Below are 21,338 nucleotides of genomic sequence, written 5' to 3'. Positions count from 1 at the left end.
GCGTCGGCCAGAACCGACTCTCAGTGCATGCCCCTGAGCAGCCGCGCCAGGACCGGAACGTTGACGGTGTTGGGTGCCGGACCGGAGGAGAGGAACTCCTTGAGCCCGCGGGCGAGGCCGGCCGCGTTGACCACCTGGACAAGGTCCGAGTCTCCGCGGGAGCGGCGGTGGCGGTCGATGACGGGTTCGTGGAGGTTGCCGTCCGGGCTGTGGACCACGGTCCATCCGGTCACGTTGAGCTCGGGAAAAATGTCCTGCATCCGCCTGACAACGTGGGTCAGCTGCGGCGGGGCGATCGACCGGCCGCCGTGATTGAGCGTGGTTCCGTCCCAGGCATACGCGCCCTTGGGCAGCAGCATGGAACCGACCAGCGCAAGGCGGTAGCCCGCGAGCAATGCATGGTCAATGTGGCTGTTGTCCGCCGGGGACTGCAGCCCGTTGATCAGGCGTGCCGCCGGAATCGCCGGCAGGACCTGCCTGCTGATCAGCTGGACGGTGCGCAGCTCCCGCTGGATCCTGGCTTCAGCGCCGAAGATGCCCCGCTTCCTCGGCATGCCGTGGACCTGCTGGCCTGCCAGCTCGGGCGGCAGGAGCGGAACGGCGCCAATCGTGTCGAACGGCGGCACGTAGACCGGCGCATCGCCGGACGTGTTCCGGGGCGTTCCCGGCTTGTGGATCGTGGCGGAGGCGTGGCTCCCGGCAGCGGGGGCGTCGAAGTGCGCCTCGTCGCTGTCGTGCCGGTTCCGTCGCGGGCCGGCCGCATAGGATCGGTCATAGGCGGCCCGCCGCTGGGGATCGATGAGCGTTTCATACGCAAGGGTCACCTGGCGGAACAGGGCGGCGTCGCCTCCGTGGTCAGGATGAGAAGCGCGGGCAGCCTTGCGGTAGGCCACCTTGATCTCCCTCTCCGTCGCGGTCACCGCCACGCGGAGCACTTCGTAGTGGGAACTGCTGCCCTTGGTCAAGCATGGTCCTTAAGTCGTTGTTGCCGGCGTGCATGCGCGGCCCGGTGTGCCAAGCATATAAGCCGGTCCTGGCGGTCTCCTGGAACAACGACTGCAGCAGGGCTGCCGGTTCCCGACGCGGAAACAAGGGACTAGCAGGACTACTAGACTCTTCGGAATGGGACTTCGGACAGGATGCGGCGGTGCGGGCCGTGCATTCGTGGTGGCGGCGGCCGCTGCACTCCTCGGTGGCTGCAGCATCGGAGTTCCGGACCCGGCTGCCTCAAGTAATCCGCTGCCCGCCAGCGGACCGGCCACGCCGACCATCACCCCTGGCCACGACGCCGGTGCGGTGGCTGCCCGCGACATGCCGTTCTCCGCAGGGTCCGCCCTGGCGCATGGTGTCCCCGTCGGGCTGTCGGAGGACCTGGCCGAAGCGCCGCACTGGAAACAGATGGTCAGTAACGCCGGTGGCACAAGCCGCTATCAAAAGTCCGATGGCTGCCAGGTGGCGGCCGGGGTGCGCCAGAACCAGTGGCCTTTGGTGGCAGCTGATGACAGGGAGTCGACGGCCGCGCTGTTTGCCTACCTCGACCCCACGATCCTGCCTGCCTACCTGAAGCCGGCATCGCTGCGTTGGGGCGGTGAACGGGGCAAACCCGGCCCGGACGTGGAGGTCCTGGCCCTGGAACGGGCCGCCAAACCCTCAGGCCAAAAGCCCGGCAGGGCCACCGCGGTGCTGGCCCGGGTCTTCGGAACTGCCGGCTCGTCCGTTTACGTGTCTGCATCCTGCCCGACGGCGGCGGCGCTCGCCGCCGCCCGGGCAGACATTGCTCAGTGGCTCACGGTGGTCCCGCCCGGCTGATGCGCCGCTGCGGCTGTGGCCAGCCGGTTGAGCGCCAGCGCGCCCACGAAGAGTCCGAAGTCGCGCAGGGCGACGTCGTAGAAGGCCCCGAGGATGAGCAGGTTCACGATGATCCCGACGAGCCAGGCAGCCACCACGAGCGAACCGATCCGCGGCCGGAGGGCCACCAGGATTCCGGCAATGACTTCGATAACTCCGACGGCATACATCACCGTCTGTGCCGGCAAATGCAGGGCGTCCGGAACCATCGGCGCGAGATAGCCGGTCCAGTCCGTCAGCAGATTGGTGAACTTATCCAGGCCGAAAAGGATGGGCGCCACGGTGAACACCGTGCGCAGCAGCAGGAACGCCTGGTGGGCCGGATCAGTTGCGAGCGCCTGCGGCTTCGCGGACTCTTTCATTGCTGTGGTTTTCACGGTCAAGCCTCCTTCTAAAAGTAGATAGCTTGATTTTAGAACTCCTTCTCCTTCTTTAGCAACGGATCTTGATTTTAGAGTTACGCTGGATTTATGGACCGCCCAGCTGACCACCGCGAATCCAAGACCGCTCTTTCATGGGCCGGCCGTCTGGCGGCCCTTGCTTCGCTGGGGGACACCGGAAGGCGGCGCCTTTTTGAGTACGTCGCCGGCCAGCGGTCGGCGGTGGGTCGTGACGACGCCGCGGCCGCGCTGGACATGCCCCGGTCCACTGCGTCCTTCCACCTGGACAGGCTGGCCCGGGACGGGTTGCTCGCCGTCGAATTCCGCAAGCTCGGCGGAAAAGCCGGCCCGGGGTCGGGGCGGCCGGCGAAGCTGTACCGCCCGGCGCTGGAAGAAGTGGGTGCCTCGGTTCCGGACCGCAGCTACGATCTGGCCGGGGAGCTGATGGCCACGGCGATTCAGTCCGCCATGGCCGGCGGGGGAGAGGTAGGCGAGGCGCTGGCCGAGGCGTCCTACTCCCGGGGGCGGGCACTGGGAACCGATGGGGCATCCCTGGATGAGGTGCTGGGCAGCGTTGGGTACATGCCGGAACGGGACGGGGAGGGTGGAATCATCCTCATGAACTGTCCCTTCCACCGGCTGGCCGACGGTCATACGGAGGTGGTCTGTGCCATGAACGGCGCGTTTCTCAGTGGCGCGGCCGCTGCCTGCGGGGTGCCGGAGGAGAAGGTGGAAGAGGACCGGACGGTCGGGCGCTGCTGCGCCAGGATCAGGCCATGACGGCTCAGGCAGTGCGGCAGCGCTGGAATTTTGGCGGCGTCTAGAATTTAAGCGTGCCTGTTTACCTGGACCATGCCGCCACCACCCCGATCGCCGCCGAAGCCCTGGCTGCGCTGACGCGCGAGCTGTCCCGGACCGGGAACCCCTCGTCCCTTCACGGTTCCGGACGCCGGGCCAGGCGTTCCGTGGAGGATGCGCGGGAAACCCTGGCCGCGGCAGCAGGCGCCCATCCTTCGGAGGTCATCTTCACCTCGGGCGGCACCGAAGCGGACAACTTGGCCGTTAAGGGCATGTACTGGTCCCGGCTGGCGGCAGACCCACGCCGGCGGCGGATCCTGTGCTCCGCCGTCGAGCACCACGCCGTGCTGGACACAGTGGAGTGGCTGGAACGCCACGAAGGGGCAGAGATTTCTTGGCTGCCCGTCGATCCTGAGGGTGTGCTGGATCTCGACGCCCTGCAGGCAGAGCTGCTGCGTGAGCCGGAGTCCATTGCGCTGGTGACTGCCATGTGGGCCAACAATGAGGTGGGGAGCATTCAGCCCATCCACCGGATTGTGGAGCTCGCGCACGCAGCCGGCGTCCCTGTGCATTCCGATGCGGTCCAGGCGTTCGGGTCTGTCCCAGTTGATTTCCGCGCCTCCGGGCTGGATGCCATGTCCATCTCAGGCCACAAGATCGGCGGGCCGGTCGGAGTAGGCGCGCTCATTCTGGGGCGGTCGGTGAAGCTCACCCCGGTGCAGCATGGCGGCGGCCAGGAACGGGATGTCCGCTCGGGAACCCTGGACACGGCATCCATTGCGGCCTTCGCCGCCGCGGCTGAGTCTGCGGCCAAGAACCTCGAAGCCGAGGCGGCACGGATTTCGGGGCTGCGCGACCGGCTCATAACGGGGGTCCGCGAGGCGGTTCCGGCGGCGGTGCTGCGCGGGCCGGCGGGTGCGGGCCGGCTGCCCGGCAACGCCCATTTCACGTTCCCCGGGTGCGAGGGGGACTCCCTGCTGTTCCTCCTGGACCTCGCGGGCGTGGAATCGTCCACCGGCTCCGCCTGTACCGCCGGTGTACCGCGGCCCTCACACGTCCTCCTTGCCATGGGCCTGGACGAGGAGACTGCGCGCGGTGCGCAGCGCTTCACGCTTGGGCATCCGTCAACGGAGGCGGACGTGGACGCACTGCTGGCGGCCCTGCCCGGCGCCTATGACCGGGCTCGACAGGCCGGAATGGCCGGCCACGAATCGTCCATCCAAACGGCTGCCACGGTGGCCCGCCAGAGTTCCGGCAGTAGCTGAGCGCCGGCGCCGGCTGACTCCCGATATCAGCCGGCCTCCGGCATCAGCCGGTCAAACGGCACGGTCTCATCGGCCAGCCTCTCCGCGGGCACCTCGGTCCGGGCGGATATGAGCGCCTTGATGGTCTTCTGGGCGCCCGGCTTGACGGACCTGGGCCAGTTGACGTTCATGCCGGCCACCACCCGCCCCTCCTGCTGCCAGAAAGCCACGAACTCCTTGCGCTCCAGTGAGCCGCGGATGACCGGGGCCACCTTTGCCGCGAGGGAGGGGAAGCCGGAGTACTCCATGCTGACGTCGAACTGGTCCGTGTAGAAGTACGGCACCACGTCCAAGGCAACGTCCTGGCTGAGCATGGCCCTGGCCGCCACCTTCCCGCCGTTGAGCGCATTGGACCAGTGTTCACTCCGGTGGTGCTCGCCCGTGAATGGGTGCAGGGCATTGGCGGCGTCTCCGGCGGCGAAAATATCTGCGGCGCTGGTGCGCAGTGACGCGTCCGTGAGGATGCCGTTGCGGACCTCCAACCCGGCCGCGGTGGCGAGTGCTGTTTCCGGCACCACGCCGACGGCGATGATCACGATGTCCGCCGGCAGGTGCTCGCCGGCGTCGGTCACCACGCCCGTCACCTTCCCGTTCTCTCCGGTGATCTCCTTCGCGGCGGCGGGGAGCCGGAACTGTACCCCGTTGTCCTCGTGCAGGGTGCGGAAGAAGCTGCCGAGCTCCGGGCCGATGGCCGCGGCGAGCGGAATGTCCTCCAGCCCGAGCAGGGTGACCCGGTTACCGTAGGTGCTTGCCGCCGCGGCCAGTTCCATGCCGATCCAGCCGGAGCCGATGAGCACAACGTTCCGGCCGCCGGGAGCCAGTTGTTCCCGCAGCCGGCGGCTGTCCTCGAGCGTGCGGAAGGTACTGACGCCGTCCAGCCCCGTCCCTTCGATCGGAAGGGTCCGGGGTGTTGCCCCGGGGGCCAGCAGCAGCGCACCGTAGCTTTGGTCTGTCCCGTCTGCGAAGCGGACAGTATGGGCGGCCGGGTCAACCGATGCCACCGGTGTGCCGAGCAGGAGCCTGACGTTGTTCTCGGCGTACCAGCCCTCTGGCGCTACCTCGACGGCGTCCTCCCCGGCTTTGCCCAGCAGGTATTCCTTGGACAGCGGCGGCCGCAGATAGGGATGGTGCGGCTCCGTTCCCGCGATGGTGATGTTCCCCGCGTATCCTTCGGCGCGGAGGGTGCGGGCCGCCGTCGCTCCGGCCAGCCCGGCGCCGGCAATGACAATGCTCTCAGGGGTCATGGCGCTACTCGATTCGCCCGGCAGGCCATCGGCCCGCATTCTAAAAACGGTACTCGTGACTTTAGAAGGGCGGGCAGGGACCGTCAAGGGAATTTAGGCCGTGATTCCGGCCGGCAGTAGAATAGTTCGGCAACCGGTGTCAACAGAAAGCCATAATGCGAGTTCTAGCAGCCATGAGCGGCGGAGTTGACTCCGCTGTCGCAGCCGCCCGCGCCGTCGAGGCGGGGCACGACGTCGTCGGCGTCCACCTCGCGCTGTCGAGGATGCCCGGCACCCTGCGCACCGGCAGCAGGGGCTGCTGCACCATTGAAGATTCGCGCGATGCCTGGCGGGCGTGCGACGTCCTGGGGATTCCCTACTACGTGTGGGATTTCTCGGAGCGGTTCAAGGAGGACGTGGTCCAGGACTTCATCGACGAATACGCCGCCGGCCGCACCCCCAACCCCTGCATGCGCTGCAATGAGCGCATCAAGTTTGCCGCCCTGCTCGAAAAGGCCATCGCCCTCGGGTTCGATGCCGTGTGCACCGGCCACTACGCCAAGGTCATCGAGGATGCGGACGGAAACCGCGAACTGCACCGTGCCGCCGACTGGGCCAAGGACCAGAGCTATGTCCTGGGCGTACTCACCCATGAGCAGCTGAAGCATTCCATGTTCCCGCTCGCGGACACCCCATCCAAGGCTGAGGTGCGGGCGGAAGCCGAAAGGCGCGGCCTGTCCGTGGCCAACAAGCCGGACAGCCACGACATCTGCTTCATCCCGGACGGTGACACCGCCGGATGGCTCGCCGAAAAGATCGAGATGACCACGGGCGACATCGTGGACGAGAGCGGCGCCAAGGTGGGCGAACACGGCGGAGCCAACGCCTTCACCGTCGGCCAGCGGCGCGGGCTGAAGCTTGGCCGGCCGGCGGCGGACGGCAAGCCGCGCTTTGTGCTGGAGATCCGGCCGAAGGAAAACAAGGTGGTGGTGGGGCCCGAGGCCCTGCTGGCCATCGACGAGATCCGCGGCATCAAGGTTTCCTGGGCTGGCCTGCCCATCGATGAGGTCGGCTCCGGTGCCGACTTTGACTGCCACGCGCAGGTCCGCGCGCACGGCGATCCCGTTCCTGCGAGCGCACGCATCGAGCGGGTTGCCGACGACGCCGGGTTTGAGCGGGACAGCCTCGTGGTGACCTTGAAGGACCCGCTGCGCGGCGTTTCACCCGGCCAGACCGTGGTGCTCTACCAGGGGAGCCGGGTCCTTGGCCAGGCGACCATCGATGCTGCGCGGTCCCTGCAGCGGGCAGAGCTTTAACCCTGCTCCGGGTTCCGGAGAACAACGGCCGGCGGACAGTTCCGCCGGCCGTTTTTTGTTCCTATCAACCGGTTCCCGACCGTTCGGTCAGCAGCATGCCAGCCTTTCTGGTAAATTTTGTGTCTCAACTCACACGATGCAATGTTTCACCGGGCAACCTTCTGGTTGAATCAGAGGCATCAGCGGGCTGCCCGCAAACGAGTCAGATCGGGCACCCCGCGCGTACTCATCGAACAGAAAGTTCACAGATGGCAAAGAACCAGAGGGCCTTGCGGAGCGCTATCGCGCTGGCAGGCGTTTCCGCTTTCGCACTCACGGCCTGCACCGGCCCGTCCGGGGGCGGCGGCACCTCCACCGGTGGCGCCGGCGGAGGCACCATCACCTACGGGACCACGGACAAGGTTGTCACCCTGGACCCGGCCGGTTCCTACGATGCCGGCTCGTTCATGGTGATGAACCAGGTTTATCCCTTCCTCATGAACTCCAAGCCGGGCAGCGCCGATGCTGTTCCGGACATCGCCGAATCAGCCTCCTTCACCAAGCCCACGGAATACACCGTTAAGCTCAAGCCGGGACTGAAGTTCGCCAACGGCCACGCCCTGACCTCCTCCGACGTCAAGTTCTCGATCGACCGCGTGGTCAAGATCGCCGACCCCAACGGCCCGGCCGCACTGCTGTCGAACCTGAAGTCCGTGGAGGCCAAGGACGACTCGACAGTGGTCTTCACCCTCAAGGCAGGCAACGACCAGGTCTTCCCCGGCGTTCTCGCCGCCAACTCCGGACCGATTGTCGACGAAGAGGTCTTCCCGGCGGACAAGGTCCTCAGCGACGACGAAATCGTCAAGGGCAAGCCGTTTGCCGGGCCTTACACCATCGAGAGCTACAAGAAGAACGAGCTCGTCAGCCTCAAGGCCAACCCGGACTACCAGGGGCTCCTGGGCAAGCCCGCCAACGACGGCGCCAACATCAAGTACTACGCCGACTCCAACAACCTGAAGCTGGATGTCCAGCAGGGCAACATCGACGTCGCCGGCCGCAGCCTGACGGCCACCGACGCAGCCGACCTTGAGAAGGACTCAAAGGTCAAGGTGCACAAGGGCCCCGGCGGTGAACTCCGCTACATCGTCTTCAACTTTGACACCATGCCGTTCGGCGCCAAGACGGCCGACGCCGACGCCAAGAAGGCGCTCGCCGTACGCCAGGCGATGGCGGACGTTGTGGACCGCGAGGCGATCGCCACCCAGGTCTACAAGGGCACCTACCTGCCCGCCTACTCCGTGGTTCCGGACGGCTTCAACGGCGCCATCCAGCCGCTGAAGGAAATGTACGGCGACGGCAACGGCAAGCCCAGCCTGGACAAGGCCAAGAAGGCCTTCGCCGACGCCGGCATCACCGGAACCGTCAACATCAAGCTGCAGTACAACGCGGACCACTACGGCAAGTCCTCGGGCGACGAATACGCCATGATCAAGGAACAGCTGGAAAAGTCGGGCCTGTTCAAGGTGGACCTCCAGTCCACCGAATGGGTCACGTACAACAAGGCCCGGACGGCCGATGCCTACCCGGTCTACCAGCTCGGCTGGTTCCCGGACTATTCCGACGCCGACAACTACCTCACGCCGTTCTTCATCCCCGGCAACTTCCTGAAGAACCACTACGAGAACTCCGCTGTCACTGACCTGGTGACCAAGCAGCTCACCACGGTGGACAAGGCCGAACGCGAGAAGGTGCTGGGCGATGCCCAGACCGCCGTCGCCAAGGACCTCTCCACCCTGCCGCTGCTGCAGGGCGCACAGCTCATGGTTGCGGGGGCAGACGTCAAGGGCGTGGACCAGACCCTCGACGCGTCGTTCAAGACCCGCCTCGGAGTGATCTCGAAGTAGGGCCCCACCCCATCAGGTCCTGACCAGCCAAGGAGGCGGGACGCCTTCCGGGCGTCCCGCCTTCCTGCTGGCCAGTGAACAGCCGATTCCAGGTCCCCGACGGATCCGGAAACACAGAATCAGGCAGTAATGACAACTCTCATTGAGGCGCCGCCAAGCGACGCCGACGGCCTTTTGCCGACAAAGAAAAAGAAGTCCGGCGGGGGACTGGGCCAATACCTCCTGATCAGGTTCCTCCTGATCTTTCCGACCATCTTCATCCTGGTGACCATGGTGTTCTTCCTCATGCGGATCACCGGGGATCCCATCACGGCCGCGATGGGCGGCCGCCTGCCCCCGGACCAGTTGCAGGAACGGATCCATGCGGCCGGTTATGACCGTCCGCTTCCCGTGCAGTATTTCGAATACCTGGGCCAGCTTGTCACGGGCAATTTCGGAACCACACTGTCCGATAACCGCAAGGTCACCGAGATGCTGGTGACGTACGGCTTGGCAACCCTGGAACTGACCATCAATGCGCTGATCGTCGCGCTGCTGGTGGGCATTCCCTTCGGGATGATCGCCGCGCACCGGCGTGACCACCTCCCCGACGCCGTGCTGCGCGTCTTTGCGATCCTCTGCTATGCCACTCCCGTGTTCTTTGCGGGGCTGCTGCTGAAGCTGACCTTCTCCGTCTGGCTTGGCTGGCTACCCGTGGCGGGCCGGGCGAAAACCTCCACCGAGCTTGCCCTCACAGGACTCCAAGCACCTACGGGAATCTATTGGCTCGACGCGCTCAGAAGCGGCAACATGGCCGCCCTCGGCGACGTGATGGCGCATGCCGTCCTGCCCGCCGTTGCCCTCGGCCTGCTGACAGCCGGCATTTTCCTCCGGCTGGTGCGCACCAACGTCATCGGCACCCTGGGCCGGGACTACATCGAGGCCGGACGCTCACGTGGCGTCAGCGAATTCCGGCTGGTCACCAAGCACGCCTACAAGCCGGCCCTGATCCCCATCATCACCGTGATGGGTCTGCAGATCGCCGTGCTGCTGGGCGGTGCCGTACTCACCGAGACCACCTTCGAGTGGAAGGGGCTGGGCTTCCAGCTGGCCAACTACCTGACGGCCCGTGACTTTGTGGCGGTGCAGGGCATCGTGGTGCTCCTGGCCGTGATCGTCGCCGTCACCAACTTCATCGTGGACATCGTGGCCGCGCTGATCGATCCCCGTGTGAGGTACTGACATGAGCACTGCAACTCCGGTGGAAGCCACCGTGGACCGCAGGGCCCCGCTGTTCAAGCGGCTGCCCGTGATCTCCCACTTCAACAAGAGCGTCGGACTCCAGCGGGGCATGCTCGTCGTCGGCCTCGTCCTGACCGGCGTCTTTCTCCTGACCGCCATTTTCGCGCCGCTCCTTGCCCCGTACGGGTTCGCGCAGCTTTCCGACGCCGACGGCAGCTTCCCCACGCAGCAGCCGCCCGGCGGGAAGCATCTGCTGGGCACCACTGTGGGCGGCTACGATGTCCTGTCCCGGGTCATCTGGGGCTCCCAGACCGCCATCCTCGTGATCGTGGTTGCCGTGGTGCTGTCCATCTTCGCCGGCGTCATCCTCGGCCTGGTGAGCGGCTACCTCGGCGGCTGGCTGGACCGCGTGCTCGTTGTGGTGGCAGACGCCGTTTACGCGTTCCCGTCGCTGCTGGTGGCCATCGTCATGGCCATCGTCATCAGCGGCGGCGAGTCCAGCCTCCTCGGCGGCGTGTTGGCGGCGGCGATCTCCATCACCGTGGTGTTCATTCCGCAGTACTTCCGGGTCATCCGGGCGGAGACCATCAGGCTCAAGGCGGAACCCTTCGTCGAATCGGCGAAGGTGGTGGGTGCCTCCAGCATCCGCATCATGGGCCGGCACATCTACCGGAACGCCACCCGCACCCTTCCGCTGATCTTCACCCTGAATGCCTCGGAAGCGATCCTCACCCTTGCGGGCCTGGGCTTCCTGGGATTCGGGATCGAGCCCTCCTCCGCCGCCGAATGGGGGTTCGACCTCAACAAGGCGCTGGCGGACACCACGTCAGGTATCTGGTGGACGGGCGTGTTCCCCGGCCTCGCCATTGTCTGGACAGTTCTTGGCCTCACGCTGGTGGGGGAGAGCATCAATGACCTCAATGATCCCCGCCTCCGCGGCCGCAAGCGCGCCGGCAACAAGGGCGGCCCGGATTCGACCGCGGCGGCCCAGGCAGCCATTTCAGCAGATGTGAGTACCCCATGACCATCAATATCGGATCTGTTTCTGACCGGCACGGCGCCGGGGCCGGACCGGTGCTGGACATCGACCACCTCAAGGTCACGTTCGCCACTGACGCCGGGGACGTCCACGCCGTCAAGGACGTGAGCCTCGAGGTGAAGGCAGGGGAGGTGCTCGCCATCGTCGGCGAGTCCGGGTCCGGCAAGACCGTCACTGCCAAGACCATCCTGGGACTGCTGCCGGAGACCGCCATCAGCTCCGGAGCGGTGGTGATCAACGGCAGCAACGTCATCAGCGTTTCCCCGGGCAGGCTCCGCCAGATCCGCGGCCGGGACGTGGCCATGGTCTTCCAGGAGCCGTCCACGGCACTGAACCCCGTGTTCACCGTCGGCTGGCAGATCGCGGAGGGGATCCTTGCCCATGCGGGCCGGGACGGCGGCAAGCGGGTTACCGCGAAGGAGGCCAAGGCCCGGGCCATTGAAGCCCTGCGCAAGGTGGGCATCCCGGACCCCGAAACGCGCGTCAACTACTACCCCCACCAGTTCTCCGGCGGCCAGAAGCAGCGCGTGGTCATCGCCGCTGCGCTCGCACTGAACCCGGGGCTGATCGTGGCGGACGAACCCACCACCGCCCTGGACGTCACGGTGCAGGCAGAGATCCTGGAGCTCCTGCGGGACCTGAGGGACAAGTATGGAACGTCTATAGTGCTGATCACGCACAACATGGGCGTGGTGGCCGACCTCGCCGACCGCGTCGTGGTGATGTACCGCGGCGATGTCGTCGAGGAGGCCCCGGCCAAGACCCTCTTCGCCGAGCCGCGGCAGGAGTACACCCGGAAACTGCTGGCCGCCGTGCCGCACCTTGGCCGGCATTCGGCGTCGGAGGGGATGACCGAACGGGCGCACCAGGACGGCAGGGTGCTGGTTGAGGCGAAGGGCCTCACCATCGAATATCCCGGCCGGCTGGGCAGCCCCGCCTTCAAGGCCGTGGACGGCGTCAGCTTCACCGTGTCCGAGGGCGAGGTGTTCGGACTCGTCGGCGAATCGGGCTCGGGCAAGACGACCATCGGGCGGGCCATCGCCGGCCTGAACCGGACCACCGGCGGAAGCCTGAACGTGCTGGGCTACGAGATGCTGAACTTCAAGGAGCGGAGCTTCAAACCGCTCCGAAAGGAGATCGGGTTCGTTTTCCAGGACCCGGCGGCGTCCTTCAACCCGCAGCTGACCATCGGCGACTGCGTCGCCGAACCGCTGGTCATCCACACCAACCCTTCACCGGCACAGGCACGCAAACGCGTCGGTGAGCTGCTGGAGTCAGTCCAGTTGCCGGCGTCGTACGCTGACCGTTTCCCGCATGAGCTCAGCGGCGGGCAGCGCCAGCGCGCGTCCCTGGCGCGGGCCCTCATCCTGAACCCGAAACTGCTCATCGCCGATGAGCCGACGTCGGCGCTGGACGTTTCGGTGCAGGCGAAAGTATTGGAGCTCTTCCGGGAAATCCAGCAGGAGTTCGGTTTCGCCGCGCTGTTCATCAGCCACGACCTCGCGGTGGTGGACATGCTGTCGCACTGGGTGGGGGTGCTTTACAAGGGCAAGCTCGTTGAACAGGGGATCGGCCACCAGGTCATGGGTGCTCCGCAGCATGACTACACGAAGCGCCTGATCGCTTCGCTGCCGGTCCCGGATCCGGCCGAACAGGCCAAGCGGCGGGAGGACAACCGCGCCCTGCTGGGCATCTAGCCGCATTTGCAGAGTCATCACGTGTCCCCGTCCTCCCCGAGGGCGGGGACACGTGTCTTTGCCCAGAGGCCGCCGTTGCCTACTCCTGGTCGGATACAACCTTGATGTTGAACACGCGGTCGCCCTGCTTCAGGAAAATCCGCAGCCACAGCGGCAGCCACATCTCCATGCCCCGGGCCGCCTCCAGCGGTCCCAGGTCCCTGATGTGCCGGGGCCGCCAGCCGAATTCCCGCAGGAGTCCGGCCACCACGTCCTTGGCCTCCGAGTCGTCCCCGGCCATGAACACGTCATGATCGCCGCCCGCCAGCCGGTCCGGCGCCACCATGACATCGGCGCGCATGGTGTTCAGCGCCTTCACCACACGGGCGGTGGGAAACGCCCGCTGGATGGTCTCTGCCAGGCTGTCGGTGTTCGAGATGGAGAGCGACGGCGGGAAGCCGGCCGAATGGTCCAGCGGATTGGCCACATCGATCAGCACCTTGCCGGCAAGGTTCAGGGTGCTGGCAGCGGCCAGCACGTCCAGCGAAACCGCGCCGGGCGTCGCGTTAATGACCACCTCGCCCTCCGCCGCGGCGTCGAAGAAGGTGGCGGCCCTGGCACGCGGCCCCGCCTCCGCTGCCCATCCCACGGCGGCCTCGTTGGTGGCGCTCCGCGACCCCAGGACGACGTCGTGCCCGGACTCCACGAGTTTTCCCGCCAGGGTCCTGCCCACCACGCCGGTACCAAGAACTGCGATTTTCACGTGCATCCTCCCTCATCGGTATGTGCGAACACTTACATTCTCTGCCAGCATCCTTAACACGGGCAGAGAGTCCGGCGGTGCCCATAGACTGGAACCATGACCGAGCTAAACCATGATCTGCCTGACACTGACTCCTACAATCCCGCCGCCAGCTCGCTGGCCGGGCATGTGGATCCTGCGGTGATGGCGGAGCTGCTGTCGATCCGGTCGAGCATCGACAACATCGATGCAACCCTGGTCTACCTCCTGGCCGAACGCTTCAAGGCGACGCAGAAGGTGGGCTTCCTCAAGGCCGCCCACCGCCTTCCGGCGGGGGACCCCGGGCGCGAAACGGCCCAGATCGCCCGCCTGCGCCGGCTTGCCGAGGATGCCCAGCTGGACCCCGCCTTCGCGGAGAAGTTCCTGAACTTCATCATCGGCGAGGTGATCCGGCACCACGAGGCGATCGCCGAGGACCACAACGCCGCCGGCGCACCGGCAAACGGAACGGCCAGCCCGTCCGCACCCCTCACCGCTTAAGCCGTGCCGGACGCAGACCTTCAGCGGACGGCCCAGGTAACGGCCACCGCGCTGGGGCCCTGGCCGGGCCAGGACCCGGTGGAAGCCACCCGCATCATCCGCGGCGAGCTCGGCAGCCCGCACCTGCCCTTTCTTGCCGAACTGCCAGACCGCGGCGTCGGTGCTGACGCCATTGGCCGCACCGCCTCACTCCTGGTGGACCTGGCAGTCGATGTCCAGCCGCACGGCTGGCGGATCGTTGACCGGCCCGGGCGCGACCTGGTGCGGGCCCGGTCAGCCCTGTCCACCGACATCAACGTCCTGGCCGACGTCGCCGGTGAAGAGGACAGCGCCGCCGACGAACTCAAGGTCCAGCTGCGCGGACCCCTGAGCCTGGCCGCGGGCCTGCACCTCCACAACGGCGAGCGCGCCCTGATCGACTATGGCGCACGACGCGACATCGCTGCCTCCCTCGCCGCCGGGGTCGGCGCGCACCTTGCCAAGGTGGCCGCCGCGGTTCCCGGCGCCAAACTCGTGGTGCAGCTCGACGAACCGGACATAGCCCCGGTCCTCGCCGGCACCATTCCCACCTCCAGCGGCTACCGCACCCTGCGATCCGTCCCGGGACAGGAAGTGACGGAACTCTGGCGCGTGGTGATTGACGCCCTCCGCGAGGCAGGGGCTTTGGAAATCGCCATTGCGGTGCCGGAAATCGAGGCCCCGTTCGAAAGGATCCTGGCTGCCGGCGCTGACGCGATCGCCGTTCCGCTGCTGGCCCTGACCACCCGGCAATGGGAACAGCTGGCGGGCGCGGTTGAAGCCGGCAAGCGGCTCTGGGCCGGGGCGCTGCGGACCGACGGGCCGGGCGGCGTGCCGAAGGCTTCGGACATTGTTGAATCTGTCCGGCGTCCATGGCAGCAGCTGGGGCTGCCGCTGGCGGCGCTCGGCACAGTGCGGGTCACGCCGTCGGGCGGCCTTGAACGGCAGTCGCCCGCCGTGGCAACAGAGGTCCTGACCCGGCTCACCCAGGTTGCGGACGGCCTGAACCAGCTGGCGCTGGGCTAGCTTCGCCGCTCCCAGCGGTCCGGCCTGGCGTACGCCGGAAGGAAGCCTGCCGACGAAGTACCCGGCGGATAGGGCTCCAGCCGGTAGTCGAAGTGGCCCGCATAAACCAGGACGAGGCCGAGCTGCGGCTGGATTACTTTTACCTGGATCCTGTGCCGCCCGGTTTCCCCGGCTGCGGGGTCCCACCACTGCTCCGCGTAGGCCTTCGCGTCAAGGGCCGCCGGCAGCGGCAGCCGGAGCGGGCCGAGGAACAGCCGCGAGGCCTCGGAGACTCCCCGCAGCCGGCCCCCGGCCGTCACACTCAGGTTTAGGTCCGTGACCAGCCGGCGGTACCGGCCCACATAGTCCACGAGGCGTGCCCGGCCGACGCTGCCACCGGCTTCCACACTCGTGGTGTCCTGGAAGATCCTGGTCCTGCCGGGGAAGAAAATCTCGCGCCGGGCCGTCAGGCTGGAGCGGCCGAAGGGATCGAAATGCGCATGGTTTTCGATCCGGAATGGCACGCCCTCGCCGTACTCCGGAAAGAAGGCCTGCTCTCCGGCGGTCAGCTGAACCATGGGCCGCAGCCATCGCTGCCGGCAGCCCACCACATCGAAGACGCCCTCGCCGACGCCGAAGCTGCCGGACCCCGGCGCCAGCGAAAAATACCGCTGCAGTTCGGGCTGCAGACGGTAAAAGTCGGCACCCAAGGCCTGCCGGTAGATCGGGGCGGGCATCACAGCCGTCCTGCCGCTTTGAGCCGTATGTAGGCGTCGGCCAACGCCGGAGGCAGCTGGTGCGGTTCCGCGTCCACCACCTCGACGCCGTGCTGGCGCAGCTGGACGCTCACGGCTTCCCGCTCGAGCAGGGCGCGCTCCGCGGCGGCCGCACGGAACACCTGGGCCGCCGTCGTCCTGTCCTGCAGCATCTCCCTCAGCAGGGGGTCGCGGACCGACGCCACCACCACCATGTGCTGCCGGGCGAGGCGCGCCGCCATCGGAATGAGCCCTTCCTCCGGTGCGCCGCCATCCAGTGAGGTCAGCAGGACCACCAGCGAACGGTGCGCCGAAACCGCACGGACCTGGGCCGGCACCTGTGCCCAGTCCAGTTCGATGAGTTCCGCCTGCAGCGGCGCCGCCGCCTGGACCAGCTGCCCCAGCAGGTTGCCGCCTGCCGTCGTGCCTGCCCGGGCCCGCATGCGCCGGTCGAACGCGAAGAAGTCCACGCGGTCACCGCCGCGTTCGGCAAGGACACCCAGCAGCAGCGCGGCCTCGATTCCGGTGTCCAGCCGGGGTTCGTCGTCCACGCGCGCCGCGGCGGTCCGCGACGTGTCCAGCATGATCACTACGCGCCGGTCCCGCTCCGGCCGCCAGGTGCGGACCACGACGGCGGACCGTCTCGCCGTTGCCCGCCAGTCGATGGAGCGGACGTCATCGCCCCGGACATAGTCGCGCAGGGAATCGAACTCGGTTCCGGCGCCGCGGATCTGCACTGCCGCCTTACCGTCAAGCTCCCGCAGCCGGCGCAGCTTTGACGGGAGGTGCCGCCGGGAGTTGAAAGGCGGCAGCACCCGCAGGGATCCGGGAGCCTGCACCGTTTTCTGCCGGGCGGCGAGCCGGAGGGGACCGAAGGACCGGACCGTGATGTGGGGTGCCCTGAGGTCACCCCGCCGTGCCGGCCTGAGCCTGACAGTCAAACGGCGTCTCTCACCGGCCGGAATGTCTGTCTCCTGCACTGGGTTTTCCGCCCCGGCGGACGGCTGCCAGGCATCACGCACCACTGCCCGCAGCTTTCGCGTGCCGCTGTTGCGCAGCGTCAGCACGGAGTCCGCCACGCCGCCGAGAGTGACGTTGGCGGGTGCTGACCTTTCCACGGAAACCTGCCGCAGTGCAGCCGCCAGCAGCAGGTCAAGCAGGACCAGCGCGCCAAGGACCAGGAGCACGGCAAGCACGGTCAGCCAGCCCGGAAAAAGGAGCACCGGAGCCAGCCCGGCCGCCGCCAGGAGTACCAAACGCCCGGAAATGGCCACCGGATCAGCGGGGGACCGGCACGGAAGCCAGGATGCTGCCCAGCACGTCGTCCACCTGGACGCCGTCCATCAGGGCTTCGGGCCGGAGTGCCACGCGGTGCCGCAGGCACGGCTGGGCAAGTGCCTTGACGTCATCCGGGGTGACAAAGTTCCGGCCGGACAGCCAGGCCCAGGCACGGGAGGTGTTCAGCAGCGCGGTGGCGCCGCGCGGCGAGACGCCGAGCTGGAAGGACGGGGCGGCGCGCGTGGCCCGGACCACGTCCACGATGTAGCCCTGCACCTCGGGCGCCACGCCGACGGCGGCCACAGCCTGCCGTGCCCGCTCCAGCTCGCCGGCGCCCGCCACCGGGCGGATGCCTGCCGCGGCGAGGTCGCGGGGATCGAAACCGGCGGCGTGCCTGCGGACCACTTCGATTTCGGCGGCGCGGTCCGGCAGGGGCATGGTCAGCTTGAGGAGGAAGCGGTCCAACTGGGCCTCGGGCAGCGGATAGGTGCCCTCGTATTCAACGGGGTTCTGGGTGGCCGCAACGATGAAGGGCACCGGCAGCCGGCGCGATACGCCGTCCACGGACACCTGGCGTTCCTCCATCGCTTCCAGCAGTGAAGCCTGGGTCTTGGGCGGCGTCCTGTTGATTTCGTCGGCCAGGAGGATGTTGGTGAAGACGGGGCCTTCACGGAAGCTGAATTCGGAATTTGCGGCGTCGTAGATGAGGGAACCCGTGACGTCGCCGGGCATCAGGTCCGGCGTGAACTGGACGCGCTTGGTGTCCAGGCTCAGCGCAGCGGACAGGGCGCGGACCAGGAGCGTCTTGGCAACGCCCGGCACGCCTTCGAGCAGCACGTGTCCCCGCGACAGCAACGCGATCAGCATGCCGGTGACGGTGGAATCCTGGCCCACCACTGCCTTGGCCACCTCGTGCCGGACGTCAAGCAGTGCCTGCCGGACGGGATCCGGGGAATGATCTGCGGTCCGCGGGGCGGCCATGGTGCCCACCGGCGCCTCGCCGTAGGTCCCGTTGTCGTGGCCGTTTGGCTGCTGGCTCATCTGGCCTGTACCTCTTTCTCTAGTCGGACAAGGTCCTGGGCCCAGCGGACAAGCTCGGCCTCGGTTGCGGGGCGGTGTTGCAGGACCCGGAGCACCTCCGGGAGTGTGCTGTCCAGGTGCCGGGCAGCCGCGGCCGCCACATCCACGGAGTCCGCCGCGGACCCCATCCGGAGGGCGGCGGCAAGCCGGACGAGCGTGCCGGCCCGGAGCGTGTCTGCTGCCCGGGCAACGTCGTGGGCCTCGTGGTACAGCCTCGCCCGGCCCTCTGCCGTTTCTGCGGATTTCACCACCACCGGCAGGGGCTCAAAGACCAGCGGACCCAGGCGGCGTCCGCGCCACAGCACGGCGAACAGTGCCACCACAATGAGCCACGGGGCCACGAACACGGACCACGCCGGTGCCAGCTCCGCGAGCGTCTTTGGTGCCGGGGTGCCGCCGAGGTCCCCGGGACCCGGAAGGTACCAGATGAGGTGCCCCTGGCTGCCCAGGGTCCGCAGCGCGAGGGCGGCGTTGCCGTTGGCGGCCAGGAACTGGTTGCTGATCACGGCCGTGCTGCCGATGACCACGAGCCGTCCGTCCTCTGCCGAGGCGTACAGGCCCCGTCCGTTGCCGGCGTCGCCATAGCACACGGTGCCACCGGTGTAGACGAAGCCGCCCTCGGCACTGATGTTCCCGGCAGCCTGGGCGTCGGCGACAGTGCATCCGGGCTGCAGTGTCTGACCCGAGCCGGGGACCACCCCGGCCTGCCGGATAGGGCTGCCCAGGCCGGTCAATGCGGCCAGCCGCGGCGAAACCACCACCAGCCGGTCGGTTTCGGTGAGCAGCCGGCGGAGCCTGTCGGGGGCGAGGAACCCCCGTTCGTCGTAGACCAGGACCGTCGAGCCGGACCCGGTGCTGCGGGCCTCACGCGCCGCGGCGAGGGTTTCCTGGAACGACTCCGTCTGGTTGACGGAGACGCCCTGTCCGGCCAGGATCCGGGCTGCCGCCCTGGCGCCCTGCGGGCCGGGGTTGCGGATAGACAGGTCCTGGCCGTCAGACCGCTGCGTGAACTGCAGTGCGAGGGTCACCGCCAGGGCAGCGGCCACGGCCACGGCGAAGAGCACTCCCGCCCGGTGCCTGCGGATCCAGCCCGTCTTCCTTCGCCCGGCGACGGCAACCTGCGTCATCTGGGGACCGCCAGTCCGCCGGGTGCGGCCCCGGTGTAGGTAGGTGTGAGCCTGTCGAGGGTCGATTCCAGCTCAATGATTGCCGCATGGTCGGCTGCCTGGGCGCTCCCGCTGCCGTAGCGGACGGCGTCGAAAATGATGGCCGCCGCCTCCAGTTTGTTGCCGGCCGCAGGAAACGCCCGCGTGAGCTGCCCGGCGGCTTCGTCGGCCGTCCGGCCGGGCTGGGGGTCCAGGACGGCCCGGTCCTCGGCGGAACTCACCAGTGCGCGGAATTGTTCGACGACGGCGGCCGCCCAGTCGTCGCGCGCGGCAGCGGCACTTGCGCGCGCCCGGTAATCGGCTGCAGTGGCGGCTGTTTCGGCGTCGAAGATTTCCTTCGGTGCGCGGCGGCGGGCATTAAGCCGGGGCCGGGCCAGGATGATGGCCGCGCCCACCAGGATGGCGATGCCCAGGCCGATGAGGGGCGCCACCGGGGGTCCGTCGGCGAAGGGCTGGCCATCGGTCACGGACTGCAGCCAGTCAAGGAACTGCCGCCAGAGGGTCTCCAGCCAGCCAGGTTCAGCCTCCCTGTACTCGCGTTTTGAGAGTTCCTCCACCGCCCAGCGGCGCGCTTCTTCCCGGTCAGGCTGCACTGGGGGTTCCAGCGGGCGCTGAAGCAGCACTGTGGCATGCCGCAGGACCGGAAGGAAGCCGACGGCGCTCATCCCGGCATCGTCGGCGGCCCCGGAGGCGGCGGCCAGCCGGCTGAGTTGCCGTAAGGGCCGCCCTGGTGCGGACCCGGGTAATAAGGCGGCTGCTGGTAAGGCCCTTGCTGGTATGGTCCGCGTTGGTAGGGCCCCTGCTGGTGGTAAGGCGCGGCGTTGTAGCGGCCCGAACTGTAGACCGGCACGCCCCGGCCCGGTATGCCGCCGTCGTCGTTTCCGGCTTCCAGCAGCCGGAGCAGCGCGATATCCAGGCCGTCGTTGCGCATCCGCAAATCCATGTAGAGCAAAGCCATGACCGACGTCTGGAAGGCGAACGCCACCGCACCGACGGCGGCGGAGACGACAGCGGTGACAACTACGACCACTGCCTGCAGGGCGGCGGCCTGGCCGGCCAGGTCCTGGGGCCCGGCGACGGCGGTGAGCAGCCCGGCGAGCAGGGTGACGGGGATGAGGACGATCTGGCCAATGACGCCAACGAGGAGGGACACCACGAGGACGATGCCGAAGACGCGCCACCAGCTTCCCCGCGTCACGGCCCAGGAACGCCGGATGCCGTCCCAGGCGCCGACGTCCTCGACGATGATGACGGCCGGTGCGACCGTCAGCTTGACGGACACCCAGATCATGGCTGCAATAAAGGCCAGAAACAGCGGAAGCACGATCACCAGTGCCCCGGTGCCCATCGAATTGGCCAGTCCCGCGGTGGCCAGGCCGATGAGGGCCATGGCCAGAAGCGCGGCCGCCACGCCGAGCCCGGCCAGGCGTACCAGCGTCCAGGCACGTCCGCGTGCCAACAGCCACATCTGCCGGAACCCGGTGCGCCGGTTGAGGATGGACCTGGCCACCGGCACCACCATGGCCCCCTGCATCACCATGCCAATAAACAGGGACACCAGGCCGACAAGCAGAAAGCCGCCCGCCACGCCAAGGATGGAGGTCACTTGAGAGCTGCTGAAATTCCCTGGCAAGGCCCCCGCAGAAGCATCGGAAGCCGGCATGACCAGCGGAAGGATGCCGGCAATCACGGCGCCCAGTGCCTGCGCCACCAGGCCCGCCCCGAGCATCGCCTTGGGATTCCGCCGGACTGTCTGGAAGGCACCGTCCATGAGTTCGCCGAACATCAGCGGCCGCAGCGGCACCACACCTGGCTTCGGCGGGGCGGCGTACACGGGATAGGGGACCGGGGGGTTTGGCCCGGCGGAATGTGGCCCGGCAAAATTCAGCCCTGCAAAATTCGGCCCTGCAAAATTCGGCCCCGCAAAATTTGGTCCCGCCGCCCACTGCTGCGGTGGACCAAACGGCTGGGCGGCGCCAGGCTGGTAGGGGCCGGGCTGCGGGGTAGTCCACTGCGGGCTGCCCCACTGCGGGGTTGTGCCCCAGGGGTGCTGTTCAGGCGGTTGG

Annotated in this window: 20 protein-coding genes; 10 read left to right on the top strand and 10 right to left on the bottom strand. The window is 67.7% G+C overall.

The window, feature by feature from the left end; translation table 11 throughout:
- Window positions 1-20: 20 nt before the first annotated feature.
- On the bottom strand, window positions 21-965 hold the full coding sequence (locus ACFRAH_RS06290) for a J domain-containing protein (RefSeq protein ID WP_377990034.1): 945 nt from the start codon (window positions 963-965) through the stop codon (window positions 21-23).
- Between the two features lie 157 nt (window positions 966-1,122).
- On the opposite strand from ACFRAH_RS06290, the gene ACFRAH_RS06285 reads away from it, so the two are divergent.
- Window positions 1,123-1,809, top strand: coding sequence for a hypothetical protein (locus ACFRAH_RS06285; RefSeq protein WP_377990033.1), 687 nt, complete (start codon window positions 1,123-1,125; stop codon window positions 1,807-1,809).
- Here ACFRAH_RS06285 and ACFRAH_RS06280 read toward each other — a convergent pair.
- Entirely contained in the window at window positions 1,779-2,210 is a 432-nt protein-coding gene (locus tag ACFRAH_RS06280; RefSeq protein WP_377990058.1) for a hypothetical protein, read from the bottom strand. The genes ACFRAH_RS06285 and ACFRAH_RS06280 overlap by 31 nt on opposite strands.
- 108 nt (window positions 2,211-2,318) lie before the next feature.
- Here ACFRAH_RS06280 and ACFRAH_RS06275 point away from each other — a divergent pair, with 108 nt between their 5' ends.
- Window positions 2,319-3,008: a helix-turn-helix transcriptional regulator gene (locus tag ACFRAH_RS06275; protein ID WP_377990032.1), complete on the top strand. Its 690-nt coding sequence runs from the start codon at window positions 2,319-2,321 to the stop codon at window positions 3,006-3,008.
- A 53-nt stretch (window positions 3,009-3,061) separates the two neighbouring features.
- Window positions 3,062-4,291: a cysteine desulfurase family protein gene (locus ACFRAH_RS06270; protein ID WP_377990031.1), complete on the top strand. Its 1,230-nt coding sequence runs from the start codon at window positions 3,062-3,064 to the stop codon at window positions 4,289-4,291.
- Between the two features lie 26 nt (window positions 4,292-4,317).
- Here ACFRAH_RS06270 and ACFRAH_RS06265 read toward each other — a convergent pair whose 3' ends face one another.
- Window positions 4,318-5,574, bottom strand: coding sequence for an NAD(P)/FAD-dependent oxidoreductase (locus ACFRAH_RS06265; RefSeq protein ID WP_377990030.1), 1,257 nt, complete (start codon window positions 5,572-5,574; stop codon window positions 4,318-4,320).
- 155 nt (window positions 5,575-5,729) lie between these two features.
- Between ACFRAH_RS06265 and mnmA the strand changes: the two genes are divergently transcribed.
- The 5 genes from mnmA to ACFRAH_RS06240 all read left to right on the top strand — a co-directional run bounded on the left by mnmA (window position 5,730) and on the right by ACFRAH_RS06240 (window position 12,709).
- On the top strand, window positions 5,730-6,869 hold the full coding sequence (gene mnmA, locus ACFRAH_RS06260; RefSeq protein WP_377990029.1) for a tRNA 2-thiouridine(34) synthase MnmA: 1,140 nt from the start codon (window positions 5,730-5,732) through the stop codon (window positions 6,867-6,869).
- Window positions 6,870-7,117: 248 nt separating this feature from the next.
- Complete coding sequence (locus tag ACFRAH_RS06255; RefSeq protein ID WP_377990028.1) at window positions 7,118-8,752, top strand: ABC transporter substrate-binding protein; 1,635 nt, start codon at window positions 7,118-7,120, stop codon at window positions 8,750-8,752.
- 129 nt (window positions 8,753-8,881) lie between these two features.
- Window positions 8,882-9,973, top strand: a complete 1,092-nt coding sequence (locus ACFRAH_RS06250; protein ID WP_377990027.1) for an ABC transporter permease — start codon at window positions 8,882-8,884, stop codon at window positions 9,971-9,973.
- 1 nt (window position 9,974) lies between these two features.
- Window positions 9,975-10,997: an ABC transporter permease gene (locus ACFRAH_RS06245; RefSeq protein WP_377990026.1), complete on the top strand. Its 1,023-nt coding sequence runs from the start codon at window positions 9,975-9,977 to the stop codon at window positions 10,995-10,997.
- Window positions 10,994-12,709, top strand: coding sequence for an ABC transporter ATP-binding protein (locus ACFRAH_RS06240; RefSeq protein ID WP_377990025.1), 1,716 nt, complete (start codon window positions 10,994-10,996; stop codon window positions 12,707-12,709). The genes ACFRAH_RS06245 and ACFRAH_RS06240 overlap by 4 nt, the downstream gene beginning before the upstream one ends.
- 79 nt (window positions 12,710-12,788) lie before the next feature.
- Here ACFRAH_RS06240 and ACFRAH_RS06235 read toward each other — a convergent pair whose 3' ends face one another.
- Window positions 12,789-13,451, bottom strand: coding sequence for an NADPH-dependent F420 reductase (locus ACFRAH_RS06235; RefSeq protein WP_377990024.1), 663 nt, complete (start codon window positions 13,449-13,451; stop codon window positions 12,789-12,791).
- Between the two features lie 96 nt (window positions 13,452-13,547).
- Here ACFRAH_RS06235 and ACFRAH_RS06230 point away from each other — a divergent pair, with 96 nt between their 5' ends.
- A complete protein-coding gene (locus ACFRAH_RS06230) occupies window positions 13,548-13,970 on the top strand; it encodes a chorismate mutase (protein ID WP_377990023.1) in 423 nt (140 codons plus the stop codon).
- A 3-nt stretch (window positions 13,971-13,973) separates the two neighbouring features.
- Window positions 13,974-15,014: a hypothetical protein gene (locus ACFRAH_RS06225; protein WP_377990022.1), complete on the top strand. Its 1,041-nt coding sequence runs from the start codon at window positions 13,974-13,976 to the stop codon at window positions 15,012-15,014.
- Here the strand turns inward: ACFRAH_RS06225 and ACFRAH_RS06220 are convergent.
- The 6 genes from ACFRAH_RS06220 to ACFRAH_RS06195 are packed head-to-tail and all read right to left on the bottom strand — an operon-like array spanning window position 15,011 to window position 21,076.
- Complete coding sequence (locus ACFRAH_RS06220) at window positions 15,011-15,730, bottom strand: DUF4166 domain-containing protein (protein WP_377990021.1); 720 nt, start codon at window positions 15,728-15,730, stop codon at window positions 15,011-15,013. The two genes, ACFRAH_RS06225 and ACFRAH_RS06220, sit on opposite strands and share 4 nt — an antisense overlap.
- Entirely contained in the window at window positions 15,730-17,022 is a 1,293-nt protein-coding gene (locus tag ACFRAH_RS06215; protein WP_377990020.1) for a DUF58 domain-containing protein, read from the bottom strand. Before ACFRAH_RS06215 ends, ACFRAH_RS06220 begins: the two co-directional genes overlap by 1 nt.
- 4 nt (window positions 17,023-17,026) lie before the next feature.
- Window positions 17,027-18,007: an AAA family ATPase gene (locus tag ACFRAH_RS06210; protein ID WP_377990057.1), complete on the bottom strand. Its 981-nt coding sequence runs from the start codon at window positions 18,005-18,007 to the stop codon at window positions 17,027-17,029.
- Window positions 18,008-18,063: 56 nt separating this feature from the next.
- On the bottom strand, window positions 18,064-19,233 hold the full coding sequence (locus ACFRAH_RS06205; protein ID WP_377990019.1) for a DUF4350 domain-containing protein: 1,170 nt from the start codon (window positions 19,231-19,233) through the stop codon (window positions 18,064-18,066).
- The gene (locus ACFRAH_RS06200) at window positions 19,230-19,937 is read right to left on the bottom strand and encodes a DUF4129 domain-containing protein (protein WP_377990018.1); all 708 of its coding nucleotides are present in this window, start codon (window positions 19,935-19,937) and stop codon (window positions 19,230-19,232) included. Before ACFRAH_RS06200 ends, ACFRAH_RS06205 begins: the two co-directional genes overlap by 4 nt.
- On the bottom strand, window positions 19,934-21,076 hold the full coding sequence (locus ACFRAH_RS06195; protein ID WP_377990017.1) for a hypothetical protein: 1,143 nt from the start codon (window positions 21,074-21,076) through the stop codon (window positions 19,934-19,936). The genes ACFRAH_RS06200 and ACFRAH_RS06195 overlap by 4 nt, the downstream gene beginning before the upstream one ends.
- Window positions 21,077-21,338 lie beyond the last annotated feature (262 nt).

Origin of the sequence: Arthrobacter sp. NPDC056727 (assembly GCF_042790555.1) — a bacterium.
Taxonomy (GTDB): domain Bacteria; phylum Actinomycetota; class Actinomycetes; order Actinomycetales; family Micrococcaceae; genus Arthrobacter.
Note: the sequence above shows the minus strand (reverse complement) of the source record. Positions and strands in the feature narration are given on the sequence as shown.